This window comes from Mesorhizobium sp. Pch-S, assembly GCF_004136315.1.
Classification (GTDB): Bacteria; Pseudomonadota; Alphaproteobacteria; order Rhizobiales; family Rhizobiaceae; genus Mesorhizobium.
In genome coordinates, this window is sequence record NZ_CP029562.1 from 5,953,553 (window position 1) to 5,976,986 (window position 23,434).

General features: G+C 62.6%; 13 protein-coding genes and 1 pseudogene. 3 read left to right on the top strand and 11 right to left on the bottom strand.

Annotation, left to right across the window (positions count from 1 at the left end; all coding sequences use genetic code 11):
* Nucleotides 1-62 precede the first annotated feature (62 nt).
* The 6 genes and pseudogenes from C1M53_RS28130 to hutI all read right to left on the bottom strand — a co-directional run bounded on the left by C1M53_RS28130 (nucleotide 63) and on the right by hutI (nucleotide 14,767).
* Nucleotides 63-8,623, bottom strand: a pseudogene (locus tag C1M53_RS28130) (glucoamylase family protein).
* Nucleotides 8,624-8,903: 280 nt separating this feature from the next.
* Entirely contained in the window at nucleotides 8,904-9,479 is a 576-nt protein-coding gene (locus C1M53_RS28135) for a HutD family protein (RefSeq protein WP_129415370.1), read from the bottom strand.
* Nucleotides 9,480-9,482: 3 nt separating this feature from the next.
* Nucleotides 9,483-11,159 (bottom strand): urocanate hydratase, encoded by a 1,677-nt coding sequence (gene hutU, locus C1M53_RS28140; RefSeq protein WP_129415371.1) that lies wholly within the window; start codon nucleotides 11,157-11,159, stop codon nucleotides 9,483-9,485.
* Between the two features lie 19 nt (nucleotides 11,160-11,178).
* Nucleotides 11,179-11,997, bottom strand: a complete 819-nt coding sequence (gene hutG, locus C1M53_RS28145; RefSeq protein WP_129415372.1) for an N-formylglutamate deformylase — start codon at nucleotides 11,995-11,997, stop codon at nucleotides 11,179-11,181.
* Entirely contained in the window at nucleotides 11,994-13,538 is a 1,545-nt protein-coding gene (gene hutH, locus C1M53_RS28150; RefSeq protein WP_129415373.1) for a histidine ammonia-lyase, read from the bottom strand. Before hutH ends, hutG begins: the two co-directional genes overlap by 4 nt.
* A complete protein-coding gene (gene hutI / locus C1M53_RS28155) occupies nucleotides 13,535-14,767 on the bottom strand; it encodes an imidazolonepropionase (RefSeq protein ID WP_129415374.1) in 1,233 nt (410 codons plus the stop codon). Before hutI ends, hutH begins: the two co-directional genes overlap by 4 nt.
* A 101-nt stretch (nucleotides 14,768-14,868) precedes the next feature.
* On the opposite strand from hutI, the gene C1M53_RS28160 reads away from it, so the two are divergent.
* Both C1M53_RS28160 and hutC read left to right on the top strand, forming a co-directional pair.
* The gene (locus C1M53_RS28160; RefSeq protein ID WP_129415375.1) at nucleotides 14,869-16,224 is read left to right on the top strand and encodes a formimidoylglutamate deiminase; all 1,356 of its coding nucleotides are present in this window, start codon (nucleotides 14,869-14,871) and stop codon (nucleotides 16,222-16,224) included.
* A gap of 38 nt (nucleotides 16,225-16,262) precedes the next feature.
* Entirely contained in the window at nucleotides 16,263-16,988 is a 726-nt protein-coding gene (gene hutC / locus C1M53_RS28165; RefSeq protein ID WP_129415376.1) for a histidine utilization repressor, read from the top strand.
* A gap of 3 nt (nucleotides 16,989-16,991) precedes the next feature.
* On the opposite strand, the gene C1M53_RS28170 is transcribed toward hutC, so the two are convergent.
* Nucleotides 16,992-17,450 carry a GNAT family N-acetyltransferase gene (locus C1M53_RS28170; protein ID WP_129415377.1) on the bottom strand — a complete coding sequence of 153 codons (459 nt, stop codon included), beginning with the start codon at nucleotides 17,448-17,450 and terminating at the stop codon, nucleotides 16,992-16,994.
* Nucleotides 17,451-17,512: 62 nt separating this feature from the next.
* Nucleotides 17,513-19,051 carry a DEAD/DEAH box helicase gene (locus C1M53_RS28175; protein WP_129415378.1) on the bottom strand — a complete coding sequence of 513 codons (1,539 nt, stop codon included), beginning with the start codon at nucleotides 19,049-19,051 and terminating at the stop codon, nucleotides 17,513-17,515.
* A gap of 460 nt (nucleotides 19,052-19,511) precedes the next feature.
* On the opposite strand from C1M53_RS28175, the gene C1M53_RS28180 reads away from it, so the two are divergent.
* On the top strand, nucleotides 19,512-21,044 hold the full coding sequence (locus tag C1M53_RS28180; protein ID WP_129415379.1) for an acyl-CoA carboxylase subunit beta: 1,533 nt from the start codon (nucleotides 19,512-19,514) through the stop codon (nucleotides 21,042-21,044).
* Between the two features lie 16 nt (nucleotides 21,045-21,060).
* Here C1M53_RS28180 and C1M53_RS28185 read toward each other — a convergent pair whose 3' ends face one another.
* The 3 genes from C1M53_RS28185 to C1M53_RS31830 form a co-directional block, all read right to left on the bottom strand.
* Nucleotides 21,061-22,059, bottom strand: coding sequence for a hypothetical protein (locus tag C1M53_RS28185; RefSeq protein WP_129415380.1), 999 nt, complete (start codon nucleotides 22,057-22,059; stop codon nucleotides 21,061-21,063).
* Between the two features lie 4 nt (nucleotides 22,060-22,063).
* Complete coding sequence (locus C1M53_RS28190; protein ID WP_129415381.1) at nucleotides 22,064-23,074, bottom strand: hypothetical protein; 1,011 nt, start codon at nucleotides 23,072-23,074, stop codon at nucleotides 22,064-22,066.
* A 96-nt stretch (nucleotides 23,075-23,170) separates the two neighbouring features.
* Complete coding sequence (locus C1M53_RS31830; protein WP_165358265.1) at nucleotides 23,171-23,347, bottom strand: hypothetical protein; 177 nt, start codon at nucleotides 23,345-23,347, stop codon at nucleotides 23,171-23,173.
* Nucleotides 23,348-23,434 lie beyond the last annotated feature (87 nt).

The window sequence follows — 23,434 nt, forward strand, 5'->3', positions numbered from 1 at the left end:
CTGCCGCATTTTTGTGCAACCGGAGGCCTTTCGACGGGCCTCCGGAACCATTTCCGCCTCTATCAGGCTGGAATCTTGACAATAATCTCGCTGGAACCGCCATCCTTCAGGTCGAAGGCGTTACCTTTCACCTTGGCACCATCAACCTCCAGAGAGATGGTCTTTGTGCCCTTGGCGCGCACCACACGGACGTCGTGCTCGGTGCCGCCGATCTTGAGCTTCGCCGAATAACCTTCCCATTCCTTGGGCAGCTTCGGCGTGATCTCGATGCGGTTGCCACGCCGCTCGATGCCGAGGATCCCCTCCACAGCGGCACGATAGAGCCATCCTGCAGAGCCGGTGTACCAGGTCCACCCGCCACGGCCGCCCTTGCCCTCGCCGGCATAGATGTCGGCCGCCACCACATAGGGTTCGACGCGGTAATGTTCGGCAGCCGCGTCATCCAGGGCGTGATTGACCGGGTTCAGCATGGAGAAGCAACGATAGGCTTCGTCGGTTCGGCCCATTTCAGCCAGCGCGATGACGAACCAGGTCGCAGCGTGCGTATATTGGCCGCCGTTTTCACGCACGCCCGGCGGGTAGCTCTTGATGTAGCCCGGATCCTTCTCCGTCTTGGAGAAGGGTGGCGTGAACAGCTTCACGATCTTGAGCTCGTCGTCGACAAGATGTTTGACCGCCTGATCCATCGCCGTCTGGGAACGGGCCGGATCGCCCTCGCCCGACAGCACGCTCCACGATTGCGCGATCGAGTCGATCTTGCATTCGTCGGACCTGCGCGAGCCGAGCGGCGAGCCGTCGTCGAAACTGCCGCGGCGGTACCACTCACCGTCCCAGGCTGCATTCTCCAGCGCCCGCTTCAGGCTGGCCGCATGCGCTTCCCAGGCCTTGGCACGCTTGGCATCGCTTTGCGACTTGGCCACCGGGGCAAAATCGGTGAGCGTCCTCAGCAGGAACCAGCCCAGCCAGACGCTCTCGCCCTTGCCGCCGATGCCGACGCGGTTCATGCCATCGTTCCAGTCGCCACCGAGGATCAGTGGCAGACCATCGGTACCGGTTCTCTGGACAGCAAGATCCAGTGCCCGCGCGCAGTGCTCGTAGAGCGGAGCAGTCGTCTTGGAGACCTGAGGTTCGAAGAAGGAGTCATGCTCGCCTTCAGCCAGCGGCTTGCCCTCGATGAACGGCAGCGCCTCCTTCAGGATCGCCTTGTCGCCCGTCACCAGTATGTAGCGCGACACCGCATGAGCCAGCCAGACGACGTCGTCCGAGATCATGGTGCGAACGCCGGCGCCGGTGCGAGGCAACCACCAATGCTGCACGTCGCCTTCGGCGAATTGCCGCCGGGCTGCGTTCAGGATCTGCTCGCGTGCCAGTGACGGGTCATGGGCCAGCAAGGCGAGCGTGTCCTGAAGCTGGTCACGGAAACCGAAGGCGCCGCTCGCCTGATAGAAAGCCGAACGCGCACGGATACGGCAGGCCAGCGCCTGGTAGGGCAGCCAGTGGTTGACCATGGCATTGAGCGCCTTGTCAGGCGTCTCGACCTGGATCGTGTCGAGGAAGCCGCGCCAGCTGCTTTCGTTCTCGGCAAGCCGCTTGTCGAAATCCTTGGCGCGATGCGTCTTTACCAAGGCACTCGCTTCTTCGGCGGACCCCGCATCCCCCATCAGCCAGAGCAAGGTGACATCGCCACCCGCCGGGATTTCGACGTCACGCGCCAACGCTGCGCACGGGTCGTCGCCGGCCTCGACACGACCCGACAAGGCGGCGCCGGTGACGACGGATTGCGGCGTTACCGTGCTGCCGTCACGGCCAAGGAATTCCTGTCGATCGGCCGTGAACGACTGCGGCTCACGATCGCTGGCCAGGAACGCCACGCGGTCGCTGAAGTCGAGCCCATAAGGGTTCTGCGCCAGGAGCGCCCCAGTGGCCTCGTCCCGTTGCGAAAGGATGGTGGCAGCCGTCTTCGAACGATGACTGCCCAGAACCCATTCGGCATAAGCGTAGATACGCAACCTGACGGGTGCCGAGCCTGCGTTCTGGACACGCAGGCGCGAAATGCGTACCGGGTCGGCAGGATCGACGACGTGGGTCAGATCCATCGACAGTGCACCACGCCTGGTGCGGAACGTCGAGAAGCCCTGCCCATGCCAGGCTTCGTAGACCATGGCCGGGTCGCGCAGCATCGCGGCCGTCGGTGAATAAGATTCACCGCTGCCGAGATCGTGGATGTAGATGCCTTCACCCGGGCGGTTCGTGACCGGGTCATTCGACCACGGCGTCAGCTGATAGTCGCGACTGTTGCGGCTCCAGGTGAACCCGGCACCTTCCGCCGAGGTATGGAACCCGAAAGCCTCATTGGAGACCACATTGATCCAGGGCTGCGGCGTCGAACGTTCGCCCGTCAGGCGAACGACGTAGTGGCGGCCATCTCCGTCAAAGCCACCGTAGCCGTTCCAATAGTCGAGTCCGTTGCCATCAGCAGCTGTCGCAGCTTCCTTTTTGGTCGGTTTGCGCAATGCCGGCACAGGCACCTCGCGAAGCGCTACGGCGCCACCGGGATGCAACGCGTCGCGCGCCTGGATCGCCGCGGTCTCGGCGCGCTCGATCTGGTCGAAGATCGTGCCGTTGCGGGTATGCAGCACCACGCGCGCGACAGCGAGCAGCGTCTTGTAGGTGGTCTCGTCCATCAGATCGCGGCGTACCGCGAAGATGTGCTGACGCGAACCGAACTCATTGCCGCGCAGGCGGCTGTTCTCGCACAGCGCATCGATCGCCTGCTGCAGGTCCTGCACATAGGACGATGCCTGCTCGTTGACGATGACGAGATCCGCGGTCATGCCGCGTGCCCGCATGTATTCCTGGAAGCGCAGTGCCTCGGCAACGATCTCCAGATCGGCAACGTCGCCGATACGCACGGCAAAGATCGGGAAGTCACCCGAGATACTGGTCGGCCACAGGCTCGACTGGCGACCGAGCCCCGGCGCGATCGCGTCGGAGGGCAGACGCAGGAACGGATCCGGATAGATCAGATAACGCGCGAGCTTCTGCACGTTGGAAGCATCCGTCAGGCTCAAGCCCATATGGCGGGTCTGCACCTGCGAGCGGGTCCAGGCCAGCATCGACTGGCGGGCGAAACTCTCGGCATGGTCAAGCCGCGCGATCGCCTCGTCCAGCTCCGTACGGCTGGCCCCAGTGACGGTCCAGAACGTGAGCGATATCTTCTTGTTCGCCGGTACCCGCACTCGACGCCGCAGCGCTGCAACGGGATCCAGCGTGAACCCGGCATGGCCCTCCAGTCGAGCACCCGGATCGAAAGCAGCGGCATCGGCTATGGTGCGGCCGCGGCCAATGAAGGCACGGCGATCGGTCTCGGCCTCGCCATCGCGGGCAAGCCCGGACGGATCGGTGACGAAATGCGCCGCCGCGATGTCCGGATCTCCGGCATCACGCTTGCGGCGCGTTGCGAAGATGGCGTTGTTGTTCGGTGCGATCTCGGTCTCGATGAACATCTTGGAGAAGGCAGGATGCGCATAGTCCGCTGCCTCCTGACCAAGCACCAGTTCGGCGAACGAGGTCACCTCGATATGCCGGTCGGTGGCACCATCGTTGTAGAGCGTGACCCGCCTGCCCTCGCCATTGCCTTCCGAAATGACGATGCATTCAACCTCAGAGCGCAACGAGTGCACGGTCTTGATGAAGGTCGCCTTGTCGTCCGAGAACTGTGCCTGCGCGGTTTCACCCGGCGCACGCTTCGGCTCGACCGTCGCCGACCACCAGTCGCCGGTGTCGGCGTCGCGCAGGAAGATGTAGGAGCCCAGCCGGTCCTCGACCGGATCCGGCTGCCAGCGGGTGACGGCAAAGTCGCCCCAGCGCGAGTAGCCCGAACCGGTCGCCGTCACCATGACGGAGTAGCGACCATTCGACATCAGGTTGGTGGCGCGCAGCGCCCAGGCCGGATCCAGCACCACGCGCATGTCGGGGGTCTGCGCCTCGGTCTCGTCGGCGACAGCCTGTTCCTCCGCGTCGGTGCGCACCGTGTCGGCCGGAATCTCGCGCGGCGCCTTCTCCTGCAGCAGCAGTTCGGCGGACTCGATCACCGGGTCGCTGTGAAAGCGATCACGCAGGCGTCCTTCGAAGACGGCATCGGCGATGGCCGCGATCGACATGCCGGAATGGTGTGCGAAGTAGTTCTGCACGACCGCGCAGGTCGCGCCTTCCGGTACGCGCTGCGGCGTGAAGTCGACGGCATCGTAGTAGCCGTGGCGGCCAAGTGCCCCGATCTCCTTGAGGCGTTTCAGATTGGCAACGGCCTCGCGCGGCAGAAACTGCGCGCTGAGGATGGTCGCATAAGGAGCGATGACCGTGTTCTGGCCGAGACCACGCTTGAGACCGAGGCCAGGCACACCAAAGTTGGTGTACTGATAGTTCATCTCGCGGTCCCGGGCATTGTATGCGGCTTCGGAGATGCCCCACGGCACTCCCTTCGAGCGGCCATACTGGATCTGTCGCTTGATGATGAGCTGGCTGGTCTGGTTGAGGATCGAGCCCTGCGGCTCCTTCATCACCAATGGTGGCATCAGATATTCGAACATCGAGCCGGACCAGGACATCAGCGCGCCCCGGAAACCGATCTCGACGATCGGGCGGCCCAGGCGGAACCAGTGTTCGGTCGGCAGGTCGCCCTTGGCGATGGCGAACAGGCTGGTCAGGCGACATTCGGAAGCGAGCAGGTCGTAGCAGGCCTCGTCAAGCTGGCGCTCCTCGACGCGGTAGCCGATCGACAGCAGCTTGCGGTCCTGCCGCAACAGGAAGCCGAATTCCATCTCGAAGGCGTAGCGGCGGGTGCGTTCGTGCAGTTCGAGCAGCTTGGCACGCATGGCCTGGACCGACTTTTCGTCGGCCTGGGCATCCTGCACATGCGCCTCGCAGGTGGCTTCCAGCCGTGCGGCCCAGTCGACGATGATGTCGCTGGCGGTCGACTTGGCCTCGGCGTGGATGGCTGCGGCGAGCTTGCGGATCTCCCCTGCGAGCACCGTCAGGTTGACGGTGCGAGCCAGGGCCATCTCCGGCTGTGCCTTGATCGTGCGCACGGCGCGGCGCATGCCATCCAGCCGATCGGCGAGACGTTGACGCAACGGCCTGAGCTGACGGCGGTCATCCGGCAATTCGTCGAGGCTTTCGTCCAGGATTGCGACGGTGTCCAGCACGCCTTCGACGTCGCCATGCAGGTGCACGGATGGTGCCTCGGCCCATTCGGTGCAGGTCGCGGCGACCGTGACCAGATGGCCGGCCAGATTGCCGCTGTCGACCGCTGAGATGTAGGTCGGGCGCAGCGGATTGAGCGTCGTCGTCTCGTACCAGTTGTAGAGATGGCCACGGCTGCGCTCCATGCGCTCGATGGTCGACATGGTGGCATCGATGCGCGCGATCGCTTCCGAAAGACTGATCCAGCCGAAATCGCGCGCCGAGACGACCGACAGCAGGTAGACGCCGATGTTGGTGGGCGAGGTGCGCGAGGCGACGACCGGCTTCGGGTTTTCCTGGAAATTGTCCGGCGGCAGATGGTTCTGTTCAGCCGTGACGAAATTCTCGAAGTAATGCCAGGTGCGGCGGGCGGCGATACGCAGCGCATGCACATCCTGCGGCAGCAGGTGCAGCCTGTCTTCCGTTTCGGCCGAGCGGCTGACCAGCCAGGCGAATGCCGGCGATCCGATCCAGAACAGCGCGAAGGCAAAGGCGACGAACGCGCCGGTGGAATCATCGAGAACCGGGATGGCGAGCCCGACGGCGCCGATGATCACGGCACCATACATCATGGAATAATAGGAGCCGATGTCGTTGCCGCTACCCTGATGCGCCTGCGAGGCAGTGCGCCATTCGAGCAGGTTCTTGCGGCTGACGAAGAGACGATAGAGCGTGCGGATGATGGCATCTCCCATCATCCAGGCCTGGTGCGCCATCAGCACGATCTTCAGCGCCACCATCGCAGTACCGAAGGCGATGTCATGCACGAGCGCGGAGAAATGACCGCGCGGCGTGGCATCGCTGTTCTTGGGGATGATCGCGTTGACGATGTCGAAGGTGGGCGCCATGAACAAAGTCAGGATCAGCAGACCCTGCCACTGGGCGGCCTGTGTGAAGGGCAGCAGCGTCCAGCCAGCGATCGCTGCCATCACCCAGAAGATCGGGGTCAGCGAACGACGCAGATTGTCGATCATCTTCCAGCGCGATAGCGCCGGAACGCCCGAGCGTGGATCAAAGATGAAGCTCAGCAGCTGCCAGTCACCACGGGCCCAGCGATGGGTGCGTGAAGCGTCGACCCAATAGCGGGTCGGATAATCCTCGACCAGTTCCACATCCGTGACGAGTGCCGAGCGGGCCAAAGCGCCCTCGAGCAGATCGTGACTGAGCACGGTGTTGTCTTCGATACGCCCCTTGAGGGCCGCCTCGAAGGCGTCGACATGGTAGAGGCCCTTTCCGGTGAAGGAACCGTCGCCGAACACGTCCTGATAGAGATCGGAAACGGCGAAGACATAGGGATCGAGACCGCGATTGGCCGAGAACACGCGCTGGAAGAACGACGCTTCGTCGCCCGTGGTGAGAGAAGGCGTGATGCGCGGCTGCATGATCGCGTAGCCGGCCGTGACCCTGCGCTTCTCCGCATCGAAATGCGGCTTGTTCATCGGGTGGCACATCTTGCCGATCAGTTTCGAAACGGCATCGCGCGTCGTGCGGGTGTCGGCGTCCAGCGTCATGACATGCACGACGTTTTCAGGCAGCGGCGTTTCCAACGGTAGGAAGGTGGTGTCCTTGTCGCCACGCAGCAAAAGGTTCAGTTCGTGCAGTTTGCCGCGCTTGCGCTCCCAGCCCATCCAGCGACCCTGTGCAGGGTTGTAGAGGCGGCGGCGGTGCAGCAGGTAGAAACGCGGAGCACCCTCGGTCGGATAACGCTGGTTGAGTTCCGCGATCTGACTGCGGGCAAATTCCAGGATTTCCGTATCGTTCGTGCTGATCTCCGATCTGCTGTCCGGCCAATCCGACAGCAGCGCGAAATGAAGTTCACCCGACATGTTGGCGAGGTGGTGCACTTCGATGTTGCGGACATTTTCCTCGACATCGTCGCGTGAGCCGATCAGCGATGGCACGACGACAAGGGTTCGCGCCTCAGCCGGAATGCCGTCCTTGTACTCATAGCCGACGAGACGTGTCGGCTTGAGGAACAGGAGGAAGACGGTGTTGAAAAACGCCAGCGCACCTTCGCTCGCCGGCACCGCGAACAGCACCAGCATCAGCGTTATGCCCCATAGCGGCAGTCCCAGCGCTGCCAACGCGCTGCCCGACAACCACAGCAGAAGCGCCGTCAGCAGGAAGACAGGCAGTACGATGCCCAGCCATCCGGTCTTGCGGAAAGCGCGCAGGAAACTGCGCGCCAGGCTTGGCGAATAGCCTATCGCCTTTTCGAGTTCGGGCCGGCGCGAGCCAACGAGGAAGAAGCCGATGTCGGTGCCGTCGGCAGCATCCGCAGATTCGCCCGCGGCTTCCTTGGCCGCCGCCGCCATGTCGGTTGCCTGTTCGGCGACGCGGTATTCGGACTGCTTCGAACGTTTGGCGAGATCCTCGATCTCGGTGCGGTATTGATCCCTTGAAGGGAAATCGAGCTCGCTGAAATTGGTCCGTTCACGCAACAGCGCATCGATGCGGCTGACGCCTTCGAACCAGATCGTCCAGTCGACGTCGTTGATCAGCCGGAGGCCGCGGATGATGTTGCCGGTGGTGACGTTGCCGCTCGACAGGGTCTGATGCTCGGCAATAGTGATTTTTTCAGCGTCGGTGCCGGACTTTTCCAGTTCTGCTTCCAGCCATTCGAGCGCCCTGCCGGCATTCTGCGAGCCGTCGCGCAGGCGGTAGAGAAGCTGGGTTGCAAACGAGGTGTCGGCAGCCTGGGCCTGGTATTTGTCCAGGATCGCCTGCCGGTCAGCACTGTCACCGGCGGCCAGCACGCGGTCGGCGACGTCGTTGGCGATGAGGCGCAGGTCCCGCGAGCGATTGACCCGAACGGCGAGCCGGCGAAGGTTCTCGATCAGCACGAAACGCAGCAGCGATGGCAAGGCCCAGATCTCGCCGATCTTCATCGGTTCGACCGACTGGAAGCCCTCGACGATCGCCTTGAACATCTGCGCCGAGACAGAACTGTCCGAATGGGCGACATAAGCCCACGCCAGCGCCAGGGCGCGCGGCACGCTGACGCTGTCTGAGAGCTTCAGAGTCGGCAATTGCCTGTAGAAGCGGCGCGGCAGGTCTCGCTTGATCTGATAGATCGTCTCCTCGACCAGATAATTGTTGTCGAGAAGCCACTGTGCGGCTGGCGTAACCGTTTCGCCCCTTGCCTGGGCGGCGTTGGTCAGTTTGTAGACCTCAAGGATCTTCTTGGCGCTTTCGCGGATGCGCTTCTGGAAATCGAAGGGTTGCAGGCCGGCAAGATCGGAGACGTCGCCTCTGGCGAGGCTTTCACCCAGTGCCCGCAACCGGTCTTCAGGCAGAAACTGTGACCGGATCGGCTCTTCCGCTGTGGCGGGGAAACGCGCTGTGCGGTCCGGATCTCGGCGGGGCTGGTCTGAATATTCATCAAGCAATCCGTGCGGTGGGGACCGGTCGCGGCGCGACCGCATCGTCCCCGGTGTCTGACATCGATTTACAGGTGATTGATTGCATAGCAAAGCGGGTCGAACGAGCTTGTCCAGTCTTCCCGTCAAGATTAGCGGACGTTGCCTTGCCGGCAACCGTGATACTCGCGCTCATGCTCACAACGGGAAGCAGCGAATGGCAAGGATTCCGGCAATTTCGTGATGGCGCAACCGCCCTGCCCGATATTTCGGGTCAGGTTCGATAACGCTTGGAGACAGCTTTTAATCGTTTTGGATGGAGATCAGGAAAAGTGTGGCATGCGCCAGAGGACGGAGTGACAAGGTCTGTCCCGCCCCGTCGAGCCACAATGTATCGCGAGCGCCAAGTGCGAGTGCTGGCGATTCGCCTATCTGAAGAACGCCTTCATCGCAGAAGACGAGCGTGACAGTGGCTTGTGTGGTGAAGTCCAGCGGCTCAGACAGCGACAGGCGGCGCACCGTGTGGCGCACACGGCCACGACGGGTCATCACATTGAGGTCGGTGATGGGCCCCGCCGGCAATGTCGCTTCGGTCGCGGCATCGGCGAGAAAGAACAACGGCTCGCTGGCACGCGTCAGCTCGACGGTTTCGTGGCCAGCGATGGAGAGCGTGATGCCCTCGCCTTCGAGGATGGAAAGCGTGCGGTCGATGCCGGAAAAAATGGAAAAGGGCCCTCCGGCCTCGACCCGCGCCATGGAGATGCGCCAGTCGAAATCATCCAGTCCGGCACCGGCCGGCGAGACGACGATCTCGGTCGTCGTCCCGCCGCCGTTCTTCCACGGCATGGATCGATAGTCGCTGGCGCGGAGGATACGCATCACCTAGCCGAGAATGCCCGGCAGGTTGAGCTGATGCTGCTTCGCGCACTCGATGGCGATGTCGTAGCCGGCATCGGCATGGCGCATCACGCCGGTTGCAGGATCGTTCCACAACACGCGCTCGAGACGGCGTGCCGCATCCTCGGTGCCATCGCAAACGATGACCATGCCGGAATGCTGCGAGAAGCCCATGCCGACGCCGCCACCATGGTGCAACGACACCCAGGTGGCGCCCGAAGCCGTGTTGAGCAAGGCGTTGAGCAGCGGCCAGTCGGACACGGCGTCCGAGCCATCCTTCATCGCTTCGGTTTCGCGGTTCGGCGAAGCGACCGAGCCGGAATCGAGATGGTCGCGGCCGATGACGACGGGCGCCTTCAGCTCGCCCTTGGCGACCATTTCGTTGAAGGCGAGGCCAAGACGATGGCGGTCGCCGAGGCCGACCCAGCAGATGCGCGCCGGCAGGCCCTGGAACTTGATGCGCTTCTGCGCCATGTCGAGCCAGTTATGCAGGTGCTTGTTGTCGGGCAAGAGCTCCTTCACCTTGGCGTCGGTCTTGTAGATGTCTTCCGGGTCGCCCGAGAGTGCTGCCCAGCGGAACGGACCGATGCCGCGGCAGAACAGCGGACGGATGTAGGCCGGCACGAAGCCTGGGAAATCGAAGGCGTTCTCGACGCCCTCTTCCAGCGCCATCTGGCGGATGTTGTTGCCGTAGTCGACGGTCGGAATGCCCATCTTGTGAAAGTCGAGCATCGCCTTGACGTGAACGGCCATCGACTTCTTCGCTTCTTTGGCAACGGTCTTGGGATCGCGCTCCCGCTTTTCTTCCCATTCCGCGACGGTCCAGCCCTGGGGCAAATAGCCATTGACCGGGTCATGCGCTGAAGTCTGGTCGGTGACCGCATCGGGCTTCACACCGCGGCGAACCAGTTCCGGAAAGATATCTGCCGCATTGCCGAGCAGAGCAACCGAAATGGCCTTCTTCTCCTTGCCGGCCTTGTCGAGGATCGCCAGCGCGTCATCAAGATCTTTGGCCTGCACGTCGACATAGCCGGTCTTCAGGCGCATCTCGATACGCGAAGCCTGGCATTCGACGGCGAGGCAAGAGGCTCCTGCCATGGTCGCGGCCAGCGGCTGCGCGCCACCCATGCCACCCAGGCCCGCGGTCAGGATCCAGCGGCCGGACAGGTCGCCATTGTAATGCTGGCGCCCCATTTCGACGAAGGTCTCGTAGGTGCCCTGAACGATGCCCTGCGAGCCGATATAGATCCAGGAACCGGCCGTCATCTGGCCGTACATCATCAGGCCCTTCTTATCGAGCTCGTTGAAGTGGTCCCAGGTAGCCCAATGCGGCACCAGGTTGGAGTTGGCGAGCAGGACGCGCGGCGCATCCTTGTGCGTCTTGAAGACACCCACCGGCTTGCCCGACTGCACCAGCAGTGTCTCGTCGGCTTCCAGATTGCGCAACGCGCCGACGATACGGTCGAAGCTTTGCCAGTCGCGTGCCGCGCGGCCGATGCCGCCATAGACAACAAGTTCGCCCGGCTTTTCGGCAACGATCGGATCAAGGTTGTTCATCAGCATGCGCAGCGGCGCTTCGGTCAGCCAGCTCTTTGCGGTCAGATCGGTACCGGTTGCGGCGCGAATGGTGCGGGAATTATCGATACGTGTGTGTTGGGTCATGCGAATGCTCCCTCGAAAATCAGGCCTTCGCCCAGTTGAGTGCGGTCGTCAGTATCTCGGTCAGTGTCTTGCGCATCGGCGCAGCAAAATCCGGGTCGTAGCGGCTCGGCCAGTTCGCCTGATCCACCCTGCCCTCAGGCTCCAGCATGTAACCACGGCAGGAAAGCTCCATCTGCAGGGCGTGGACGCCGTCTTCAGGCTTGCCGTGATGACGCGTGATCCAGCCACCTTTGAAGCGGCCGTTGACCACAAAGGGGCGCCCAGTCGCAGCCATGATGTCGGCCACCTGCTTCTCCAGTTCAGGGTCCGTGCTCTTGCCGGAATTGGTGCCGAGGTTGAACAGCGGCAGCCTCCCCTCGAACAGCCGGGGAATGACCGAACGGATCGAGTGGCAATCATAGAGCACAATCTTGCCGTGCAGACCGCGTAGCCGGGTGATCTCGGATTCCAGCGCCACGTGGTAGGGTTCGAAGTAGGTTTTACGGCGCTCGGCGACATCGTCGGCGTTCGGTTCTCGTCCCGCCTTATAGAGCGGCTCGCCATCAAAAGTCGTCGTCGGGCAAAGCTCGGTCGTGGCCTGGCCCGGATACAGCGAAACCCCCGACGGATCGCGGTTCACGTCGATGACGGAACGCGAGATGCCGGTGCGCACGACGGTCGCACCGAGATCGGCCGCGAAGTCATAGAGCTTTTCGATCCACCAGTCGGCATCGCGGCGGGCCAGCCAGGGCGAAACGAAACGATCGTCGAGCCCGGCCAGGTCGAGACCGGTGTGCGGAATGCTGACCAGCAGCGGCGCATCGCCGCGCTGGACCTCGAGCCATGCAGGCTGGGTCATGCGGCAGCCCCGCTGACAGCCGGCAGTTTGACCGCCTCCGCCGCCTTGGCGAGCGAACCGTCACGCACCAGGGCGATCGCCTTTTCCATGTCTGGATGGAAATGACGGTCGTCGTCGAGATGCGGCACCTGCGCCCGTAGCACCTTGCGGACCGCCTCGAGCGGCTGGCTCGAGGCCAGCGGCTGATGGAAATCGCAGCCCTGCGCCGCCGCGAGCAACTCGATGCCGATGACGGCGGTGGCATTCTCGATCATGCCGATGAGACGGCGCGCGCCATGTGCGGCCATCGAAACGTGGTCTTCCTGGTTGGCGGAGGTCGGGATGGAGTCGACCGAAGCCGGATAAGCCTTCTGCTTGTTTTCCGAAACAAGCGCAGCTGCCGTCACCTGCGGGATCATGAAGCCGGAATTGAGCCCGGGCTTCGGCGTGAGGAAAGCCGGCATGCCCGAAAGTGCCGGATCGACCAGCATGGCGATGCGCCGTTCCGACAGCGAGCCGATCTCGCAGACGGCAAGCGCGATCATGTCGGCGGCGAACGCCACCGGCTCGGCGTGGAAGTTACCGCCCGAAAGCGCGGTGTCGTCCTCGGCGAAGATCAGTGGGTTGTCGGTAACGCCATTGGCCTCGGTCTGCAGCGTGTCGGCGGCCTTGCGCAACACGTCCAGAGCAGCACCCATCACCTGCGGCTGGCAGCGCAGGCAGTACGGATCCTGAACACGTTCGTCGCCGACACGATGGGATTCGCGGATGGCGCTGCCGGCCATCAGGCTGCGCAAGGCGTCGGCCGTTTCGATCTGGCCGCGATGCTTGCGCAACAGATGAATGCGCGGGTCGAACGGCGCGTCGGAGCCCTTGGCGGCATCGGTCGACAAAGCACCGGCGACCAGAGCCGACTGGTAAAGTACCTCGGCTTCGAACAGGCCGGCCAGAGCATAGGCCGTCGAGAACTGCGTCCCGTTGAGCAGGGCCAGGCCTTCCTTGGCGCCCAGTGTCACCGGCTCCAGCCCATGCGATGCGAAGGCGACCCTGGCCGGCACACGGCCATGCGGAGTGAAGCACTCGCCGACACCGATCATCACCGCGGTCATGTGAGAAAGCGGGGCAAGATCGCCGGAAGCGCCGACGGAGCCCTGAGCCGGCACGACCGGAATGACGTCGTTTGCCAGCATCTTCTGCAGAAGGTCGATGGTCTGCTGCCGCACACCCGAGGCACCCTGCGCCAGGCTTGCCATCTTCAGCGCCATCATCAGGCGCGCCACTGCAACCGGCATGGGCTCGCCAACGCCAGCGGCATGCGACAATACAATGTTGCGCTGGAGCGTTTCGAGATCGGCGGCGGGAATGCGGACGCTGGCGAGTTTGCCGAAGCCGGTGTTGATGCCGTAGACCGGTTCACCCTTGGCGACGATGCGTTCAACGGCCTTGGCGCTGGCTTCGATCGCCGCTTTGCACGCAGGGTCGAGTGCCGGCGTGGCACCACGATAGATGGCACGCCAGTCAGCCAGCGTGGCATTGCCGGGCTTCAATACGAGTTCAGTCATTGTCCCCTCCAGATACGGGCATGGAGCGGATTGAAGCCCATGCGATAAACAAGTTCTGCCGGCCGCTCGATGTCCCAGATGGCGAGGTCGGCCCATTTCCCGGCTTCCAGCGTGCCGGTCTCGCCAAGCAATCCGAGCGCGCGCGCTGCCTCGCGGGTCGTGCCGGCGATGCACTCCTGCACGGTCATGGCGAACAGTGTTGCCGCCATGTTCATGGTGAACAGCAGCGAGGTCAGCGGCGAGGTGCCGGGATTGTTGTCGGTGGCCACCGCCATCTTCACGCCGTACTGACGAAACAGCGCGATCGGCGGCTTCCGGGTCTCACGGATGAAATAGTAGGCGCCGGGCAGGATACCGGCGACGGTGCCGGCCTTCGCCATCGCTGCAGCGCCAGCCTCATCGGTGTATTCGAGGTGATCGGTCGACAGCGCGCCATAGCTTGCGGCAAGTGCGGCGCCGTTCAGATTGGAAAGCTGGTCTGCATGCAGCTTCACTGGCAGGCCAGCCGCCTTCGCTGCATCAAAGACGCGCGCGATCTGTTCGGGAGAGAAGGCAATGCCTTCGCAGAAGCCGTCGACCGCATCCGCAAGCCCTTCAGCGGCAATGGCCGGCAGCATCGACTTTGCCACCAGGTCGATATAGGCATCCTTGTCACCGTTGGCTTCCGGCGGCAGGGCATGGGCGCCCAGAAAGGTCGTGCGCACCGTGACCGGGCGCTCGACACCGAGGCGACGTGCAGCCCTCAAGGACTTTTTCTCATTGTCGAGATCGAGGCCATAACCCGATTTCACTTCGATCGTGGTGACGCCTTCGGCCATCAACGCATCGAGACGCGGCAGCGTCTGGGCAACGAGTTCATCTTCGCTCGCTGCGCGCAGTGCCTTAACCGACGAGACGATGCCGCCACCGGCACGCGCGACCTCTTCATAGGTAGCGCCGGCCAGCCGCATTTCGAACTCGTTGGCTCGATTGCCGGCGTGAACCAGATGCGTGTGGCAGTCGATCAGGCCGGGCGTGATCCAGCGACCTTCGCAGTCAATGACCTCGGCACCCACCGGCGCAGCCGGCATGTCCTTTTCGGGGCCTGCATAGACAATACGGCCATCGATCGCCACGATGGCGCCATGCTCGATTTCACCAAGACCGGCAGCATTTTCAGCCAGCGTCGCCAGGCGCGCATTGCGCCAGATGCGGCTTGCCCCTGCCCGGCCTTTCTCCTCCTCAGCCATAGCCTTTTTCCGCTTCACTCTGTCGAAATTATGTATATACATATTAAGACGCGACGCAAGTGTTAATGTCGCGCAGGTTACGGCAAGCGGAGGACGAAGGCGTGACGGCGATTTTTGCGGAACAGGCTTTTCTGAACGACGGCTGGCGCAAGAATGTGCGTCTCGCAGTCGCCAATGGCGCGCTGATTTCCGTTGAAGCCGATGCCTTCATTCAACCCGGCGACGAACGGCACGCCATCATTGTTCCTGGCATGCCCAACCTGCACAGCCACGCCTTCCAGCGCGGCATGGCAGGTCTTGCCGAAACGCGTGGCCCCGGCGCTGATTCATTCTGGAGCTGGCGCGAGGTGATGTATCGCTTCGCCCTGTCGATGACGCCAGAAGACGTCGAGGCAGTCGCCGCTCAACTCTATGTCGAGATGGTTGAGGCCGGATTTTCGCGGGTCGGCGAATTCCACTATCTGCATCACGATCGGGACGGCAGGCCTTACGCCAACATCGCCGAAATGGCCGAGCGCATCGCGGCTGCGGCCAAGGCGACCGGCATTGGACTCACACTGCTGCCGGTGTTCTATGCGCATTCGGGCTTCGGCGGCGGCGCACCGAACGAGGGCCAGCGCCGCTTCATCAATGATCTGAACGGGTTCTCAAGGCTTCTCGAGAAATCGAAGCAAGCAGTGGCCGGACTAGACCGTGCAGTCGTCGGTGTCGCGCCACACAGTCTGCGCGCTGCCACGCCGGAAGAATTGTCGGTTGTCGCCGGGCTCGCGCCAGAGGCGCCGGTCCACATCCACATCGCCGAACAGGTGAAAGAGGTGGAGGATTGTGTCGTCTGGTCCGGCAAACGGCCGGTGGAATGGCTGCTGGAGAACCAGGCCGTCGACCACCGCTGGTGCCTTATCCACGCCACCCACATGACGGATGATGAGACGATCGCCATGGCAAAGTCCGGCGCGATCGCCGGCCTGTGCCCGATCACCGAAGCCAATCTTGGGGACGGTACCTTCTCCGCCCCGCTGTTTTCGAGCCATGGCGGCCGTTACGGGGTCGGTTCGGACTCCAACGTGTTGATCGGGGTCGCAGACGAACTGCGCCAGCTCGAATATTCGCAGCGCATTTTCCACCGTGCCCGCAACGTGCTGGCGGCGCCCGGCCAGTCCAACGGCGAAAACCTGTTCACGCAGTCCCTTAAGGGTGGAAACGTGGCTCTCGGCGTTGAAGCAGCCGGCCTTGCGGCCGGCGCACCGGCCGATTTCGTTTCACTCGATGCCAACCACCCCTCGCTGGCCGGAAAATCCGGCAACGCGATCCTCGACACCTGGATCTTCGCTGGCGGTACGCGCGTCGACTGCGCGTGGGTGCATGGCCGCAAGCTGGTGGAAAATGGCCGCCATTTCGCGCGCGAACCCATTGCCGAACGCTTCCGGACGGTGATGATGCGGTTGTCGGCCGGCTAAAGGCTGCGGGGATTCGAAAAGCGGAGAATGACAGGCTGATGAGCACGACAGCGGAACCGGCATCGCTTCATCAGCGCATCCTGTCCGACATCAGCGAGAAGATCCTGTCCGGCGTGTGGGCGCCAGGTCATCGCATTCCTTTCGAACATGAACTGACCGCCGAGTACAACTGCTCGCGCATGACGGTGAACAAGGCGCTGTCGCAGCTTGCCAAGGCCGGCCTGATCGAACGCCGCCGCCGTTCGGGCAGTTTCGTGCGCCAGCCGCATTCCCAGGCCGCGATCCTCGAAATCCATGATATCCGGACCGAAGTCGAGGCGACCGGCCTGCCCTATCACTTCGAACGTGTCTCGCGCCTCAAGCGCCGCTCCACCACCGAGGATCGAGAACTGCTCGGCCTTGACGCGGCGGGACCGGTGCTGGCGGTGGAATGCCGGCACTTCGCCGGCAAACGGCCGTTCTGCCAGGAAAAGAGGCTCATCAACCTGAACGCCGTTCCGGAGGCAGAAGACGAAGAGTTCCTGGAGATCAGTCCGAATCCCTGGCTGGTCGGGCACGTTCCGTGGAATGCAGCCGAGCACCGTATCCGCGCCATGGCCGCCGACGCGGCCATTGCCTCGGCGCTCGACATCGCGGCCGGTTCGCCCTGCCTTGTCGTGGAACGCCGAACCTGGAATGCCGAGCGCCCGGTCACGCAGGTGCGTTTCGTCTATGCTGCCGAAAGCCACGAGCTGGTCGCGCGTTTCGCGCCATCGCAGGGTTGAGCGTCAGCTCTCCAACCTGGCCTGTGGCTGCCACAGATAGAGGATGTCGGGCTCGCGTTCTTCATTGTCGCGACCGTCGGTCTCCCGGATAGCCGTGAAGCCATGCTTCTCGTAGAAGTGGCGCGCAGCCATGTTTTTCTGGAACGTCCAGAGCTGTAACGTCGGCCAGGTTGCTTTCGCCGCACCGAGCAGAACCGCACCGATGCCTCGATTCTGATATCCCGGCAGCACATAGAGCTGATCCACCCACCCTTCGCGGAAGGCGATGAAGCCGACGATATCAGCGTCGAGGGCACCCCAGACCTCGCAGCTGGCATAGACATGATTTTCGAAGAAAAGCCGGTCTTCCTGCGGCGTGTGAATTCCCGCCAGCCATGGCAGCCGTTCATCGAACGCCTGGCGCAAAACGACAGCGACACGAGCCATGTCTTGCAAACCCAGCCGATGCAGGGAAACGGTCATGGATCAGATGATACCCAACAAAAAATGGGGCCGATCCCAACCGGACGGCCCCATTCTGTTGATCAAGCGGCCCGCGCAGCCGGCTTGCGATTGAAGCGGCGCTTGTTGCGGAACGGCTTGCCGCCCTCCGGTTTGCGCTCGCCATGCGGCTTGTCGCCAAACGGACGGTCGCCCTTGGGCTTGCCGTGGAAGTGGCGCTCGCCACTCGGCTTGGCCTTGAAGGGACGATCGCCACCCTGGTTGCGTTCACCCTGGGCGCTGTGTTCGCCATCCGACTTGCCGGAAAACGGGCGACCACCCTGCGGCTTGCCGCCAAAACGCTTCTTGCCGAAGCCGTCATTGCGCGGCCGGCCGTCACGGCGCTGGCCACGATCCTCACGCGCGCCATCGTTTGCCGGGGCAAAATTGCGCTCACCCTGCGGACGCGGCTCGCGGACCGGATCGGGCTGGCCGAGATGGTCGGCGATCACCGGCAACTTCATGCGGATGATGCGTTCGACCTGGCGCAGCTTGCTGTTCTCGGACGGATCGACCAACGTGATGGCGATGCCGTCGCGGCCATTGCGACCGGTGCGGCCGATGCGGTGAACGTAGCTTTCGGCTTCATCCGGCAGGTCGAAATTAACGACATGGCTGATGCCGGGCACGTCGATGCCGCGCGCGGCGATGTCGGTGGCGACCAGAATGCGAACCGAGCCGTCGCGGAACCCGTTCAAAGCTTTCTGGCGGGCGTTCTGGCTCTTGTTGCCGTGGATGACGGCAGCCTCGAAGCCGTCCCGCTCGAGATCCTTGGTGACTCGATCGGCACCGTGCTTGGTGCGTGCGAACACGATCACCGAGCTCATGGCCTCGTCGGCCAGCATGTCCGAAAGAACCTTGCGCTTCTGCTTGGTGCGGGCGAGCACGACGCTCTGCACGATCTCGGCGGCCGTGGTGCCCTGCGGCGCCACTTCCACTCGGACCGGATCGCGCAGCAGGCTTTGTGTCAGCTGTTCGATTTCGGCCGGCATGGTGGCCGAGAACAGCGCGGTCTGCCGCGCCGGGTGTGTGGCCTTGGCGATGCGCTTGACGTCGTTGATGAAGCCCATGTCGAGCATGCGGTCGGCTTCGTCGAGCACCAGCCAGGTGGTCTCCGACAGGATGACGTCCTTCTCGCGCACCAGATCCATCAGGCGGCCGGGCGTCGCGATCAGGAAATCCACGCCTGGACCGATCTTCTTGACCTGGCTGAAGCGCGAAACGCCCCCCAGCACAAGTGCGGTGGAGATGTGCGCGCCTTTTGCGAGCACCTTGATCGTCTCTTCGATCTGGACGGCCAGCTCGCGGGTCGGTGCCAGGATCAGGGCGCGTGCCGTCTTCGGCCGGCGCTTGGTGCCGAGCGCGATGATGCGCGACAGGATTGGCAGGGCAAAAGCAGCGGTCTTGCCGGAGCCGGTCTGGGCGATACCCAGGATATCGCGGCCCGCAAGCTGTGCGGGGATGGCTTGCTCCTGAATCGGCTTCGGTTCCGTGAAGCCCGCCAGAACGGTGGCTTTCAGGAGCTGGCCGGAAATTCCGAGTTTGGCAAAACCGGTCGGCTCTGCGTTGATTTCTTCGGTCAAAACAATCTTCTTTCATGCGGCTTTTGCCGCAAACAGCAATGGCGGCGGGGCGCAACCCGCCGTCAGAAACAGGAATGGGACGACAAGGCGGGCGGGCGAAAAGCCCGCTCGGCTGCGCTGTCGTGCCCGCCGGCCTCTTGCCGCGGGACTTACACCGCCTTGCTCAGGGCAAGGGGAACAGACGCAACCAGTCTCAATCAGGGAGAAAGCCGGAAATGACCCGGCCCGAGCGCCTATGACGCGGCATATGGAGGAGTTCGCGAAGAAATGCAAGAGCTGCATGTTGCATTGCAGCATCGCGTGTGTGTGTCCAACCGTTCTGCAGAGAGAAACGGCAGCGGTCAACGACTGTGCGCAGCGTGCGAAATACGGGTTTGCATCGCGAAATCAAAGCCCCGCTTGCGCTCTCCGCGCCGCGCCGATACCAAAAGCGGACTAAATATCTGAGGGAGGCCGCCCCATGAAGGAAGTGCTGAAGGAACTCGAGCGCCGGCGCGACATCGCCCGTCTGGGCGGCGGTCAGGCACGCATCGACGCCCAGCACGCCAAGGGCAAGCTGACCGCGCGCGAGCGCATCGAAATCTTCCTCGATGAAGGCTCGTTCGAGGAGTTCGACATGTATGTCGAACATCGCTCCACCGATTTCGGCATGGAAAAATCGAAGGTCGCTGGCGACGGCGTCGTCACCGGCTGGGGTACGGTCAACGGCCGCCCGGTCTATCTGTTTGCCAAGGATTTCACCGTCTTCGGCGGCTCGCTTTCGGAGGCGCATGCCGAGAAGGTGATGAAGGTGCAGGACATGGCGTTGCGCAATCGCGCGCCGATCATCGGCCTGTATGATGCCGGCGGTGCGCGCATCCAGGAAGGCGTGGCAGCGCTAGGCGGCTATGCAGAAATCTTCCAGCGCAATGTGCTGGCTTCCGGGGTCATTCCGCAGATCTCTCTGATCATGGGACCCTGCGCCGGCGGCGACGTGTATTCGCCCGCCATGACCGACTTCATCTTTATGGTCCGTGATACGTCCTACATGTTCGTGACCGGCCCGGACGTCGTGAAGACGGTGACCAACGAAACGGTAACGGCCGAACAGCTCGGCGGCGCTTCCGTGCACACGACCAAATCCTCCATCGCCGACGGCGCTTACGACAATGACGTTGAAGCGTTGCTGCAGATGCGACGGCTGGTAGACCTGCTGCCGGCCTCGAACACCGCCGAGATCCCGGAAGTCGAGTGCTACCAGTCAGTGACCGAGCACGACATGTCGCTCGACCGCCTGATCCCGGACAACGCCAACAAGCCCTACGACATCAAGGAACTGATCCTGAAAACCGTCGATGAAGGCGACTTCTTCGAGATCCAGGCTTCCTTCGCCAAGAACATCGTCACCGGCCTCGGCCGTGTCGAAGGACGCACCGTGGGCTTCGTCGCCAATCAGCCAATGGTGCTGGCTGGTGTTCTCGACAGCGACGCTTCCCGCAAGGCGGCGCGCTTTGTGCGTTTCTGTGATTGTTTCAACATTCCGCTCGTCACCTTTGTCGACGTACCTGGCTTCCTGCCCGGTACGGCCCAGGAATATGGCGGGCTGATCAAGCACGGCGCCAAGCTGCTGTTCGCCTATGCCGAAGCAACCGTGCCGAAGGTGACCGTCATCACCCGCAAGGCCTTCGGCGGCGCCTACGACGTGATGGCCTCGAAACATCTGCGCGGCGACATGAACTACGCCTGGCCGACAGCGCAGATTGCCGTGATGGGCGCCAAGGGCGCCGTCGAGATCATCTATCGCAAGGATATCGGTGACGCCGAGAAGATCGCAGCCCATACCAAACACTACGAGGACCGCTTCCTGTCACCCTTCGTGGCGGCGGAACGCGGCTACGTCGACGAGGTCATCATGCCACACTCGACACGCCGCCGCGTCGCGCGGGCGCTGAGGATGTTGCGCAACAAGGACCTGCAGAACCCCTGGAAGAAGCACGACAACATTCCGCTCTAGGGGCGCGATGGCGCCATCACACGCCTGGTGTGTTGGCACGAACGGATTCCGCAAAAATCCTGGCGATCTTTCTTGCACCGCTTTCATTCGGGTGGATTTCGTCGCGATACCAGTCGCGCTCAGTCATCGCAGGCCTGAGGTCGTTGTAGACGACATGTGCGGTGCTCTGCGCGAAGGACTGCAGGGCGTCGTTGAACAGCTTGACCATTTGGGCAACGATTGCCCGGCACAGCGGCGCATGAGCGACCGGATCGAAGCCGAGTGTTTCGAACGGACCGCCGAGATAGTGTCCACCCTTCTTCGGAATGGCATTGGCATAACCATGCACGTAAAGCACGACACGGCCTGCGGTCGCGTCGCGCGCATCATTGGCCAGCGACCGATAGAAGCCCATCATCTGGCTGATCTTCTGCGGGAACGTCGCCTTGACGTAGTCGGCCGCGTGCGCTGGGTCAGTATCGCCGGATTTTCGAGGCTTAACATAAGCGGGAATGGAGCCCAGCACGTCATTGCCGCCGCCCGAGAAGAGAAAATGTCCGAACAGGCCGGAGCGCAACGGCTGGCGATATTGCTTCGCCCGGACCATTGCTTCCAGCTCATCACCCCAGAGCGCGATATTGCTGACGTCGAAATCGTTGTCGCTGCCCAGAAAGTCGATTGCTGTCTTTGGATAGATGTAGTCCGGCAGGTTGAACCAGGAGTCGCCCTCCGCCAGCAGCTTGGTTTTTGCCGCTCTGCGGAATGTTTGCGTCAGCACCCTTGGCTTCTTCGGAAGCGGTGTCTGTGCTCGCGTTGCGTCGGCGTAGAGTTTGGAGATTGCGTCAGGGCCAGGCCTGGCGCGACCAACATCCACCAGCGCCTCATTGAGTTTTAAGGCGGGAGCGAAAGGCTTGCTGTTTTCTTCATCCGGCAGGAAGTAGTCGGTGAGCTCCTGCTCGCTGAGCGATGCGTCGCGGCAGCGTTTGCGCAGTTCGACAAGCGAGATCGGAGGACTTTGAGGTCTCTTCGAAGCCATCGGTTCACTCTGCCCAGCCGGCGATGATCCTGGCTGTGTCCTGGTTCATCAGATAACCATAGAGATCATGCGGGTTGGACACGAGTTGCCCACCTGACGCATCACGATAATGCCAGCAATTGTAGATCTTCCTGTCGGTGATCGAACGGCAATAGCGCTTGGTGCGCATGGCTGCAAAGGCCGAGCGCATGCTTTGCACATGCGCGATGAAATCATCCTCTGCGTGGACATTGATCCAGTCGACGAACTGGTCGCGCGGATATTTTTCATCCTCCAGAGCCACCGCGTCGAGCAGATTGCGCTGGATGCCGATTTCGCCGAGCGGACAGCCTAATGTGAGCCAGAGTCTGACCGGGATCGCGGCAGCATCGCGCCGATCCTCGTATTCGGACCGGAACGAGTATTTCCAGAACACGTCGTAGGCGACCATGCAGCCCATGCTGTGGGTGACAAGGCAAACGTCATCGCCGTCAGCCAACGACTGCTTCAGGATGTCCTGTAGCCGGGCGCGGATGTCCGAGCCGACACGCTGCGATGTGAGATAGACGGCAAGGTCCCACTTGATCGAGACTTCGACCAGCGAGTTGACGAGGCCGAAGGTGAACAGCTCGCCGAACATGGAAGCCGCATGTATCGCCTCGTCGAGAAAGCGCCAATCCTTGGCGATATCGAGGACATGGCGATAGCTCGCCTTGTTGAAAGTCCGCAACGCGTCGGTCAAATCAAAGGCGTCGTCTAATGCGGCCGCCGGAAAGCACGGCTTGTAATCGTATCGCGGATCGTTCTGCGCAGTCAGCAATGCGGCGGTCTTGGTGTCGTAGGACGCCTCGATGCGGTTGGTGACATCGCCGTAATACGCGCTGGTGAACTTGATAGCGCCGCCTTGGATGTCGTTTGCGACATCCCCCCTGCCCGCCCGCTGCAATCCGGTGACAATGGCGCGCCTGGCAAGGGCGGCCAGCGCCGAACCGGCCGGCTTGATATCCCTGCCATGAACGAGGATGAGATGTTTCATGCCCGCATGCCCCCTCGCTGGACAGGCTACGGTAGCACGATGTCCTGAAGGCTTTCTCAGATCTTCCGGTGTAAGCCGAAAGACGTATCCTGAAACTCAGGCTGCTCTTACCAGATCGTTGTATTCATCGAGATCGACGTAGAAGACGCGGGTGATCTCGGTAATGATCTCGTCGTCGTCATAACCCTGCGATTTCAGTATGTTGATAGCCGTCAGGATATCGACTCGCTCGACGAGGCGCCGCTTCTGGTAGTCTTCAAAAAAAGTCTCCACCGGCCCGTCCCTTGCCCGATGTGCCCAGTAACGCCGAGATCACGGAAGAAACGCTGTATTCGTCCGCCTGCGCGGAACTGGCCCACG

Coding starts and splice junctions, on each gene's coding strand:
- C1M53_RS28135 (WP_129415370.1), bottom strand. CDS start 9,479: ATGCGTATCCTCCGCGCCAGCGACTATCGATCCATGCCGTGGAAGAAC.
- hutU (WP_129415371.1), bottom strand. CDS start 11,159: ATGACCCAACACACACGTATCGATAATTCCCGCACCATTCGCGCCGCA.
- hutG (WP_129415372.1), bottom strand. CDS start 11,997: ATGACCCAGCCTGCATGGCTCGAGGTCCAGCGCGGCGATGCGCCGCTG.
- hutH (WP_129415373.1), bottom strand. CDS start 13,538: ATGACTGAACTCGTATTGAAGCCCGGCAATGCCACGCTGGCTGACTGG.
- hutI (WP_129415374.1), bottom strand. CDS start 14,767: ATGGCTGAGGAGGAGAAAGGCCGGGCAGGGGCAAGCCGCATCTGGCGC.
- hutC (WP_129415376.1), top strand. CDS start 16,263: ATGAGCACGACAGCGGAACCGGCATCGCTTCATCAGCGCATCCTGTCC.
- C1M53_RS28170 (WP_129415377.1), bottom strand. CDS start 17,450: ATGACCGTTTCCCTGCATCGGCTGGGTTTGCAAGACATGGCTCGTGTC.
- C1M53_RS28180 (WP_129415379.1), top strand. CDS start 19,512: ATGAAGGAAGTGCTGAAGGAACTCGAGCGCCGGCGCGACATCGCCCGT.
- C1M53_RS28185 (WP_129415380.1), bottom strand. CDS start 22,059: ATGGCTTCGAAGAGACCTCAAAGTCCTCCGATCTCGCTTGTCGAACTG.
- C1M53_RS28190 (WP_129415381.1), bottom strand. CDS start 23,074: ATGAAACATCTCATCCTCGTTCATGGCAGGGATATCAAGCCGGCCGGT.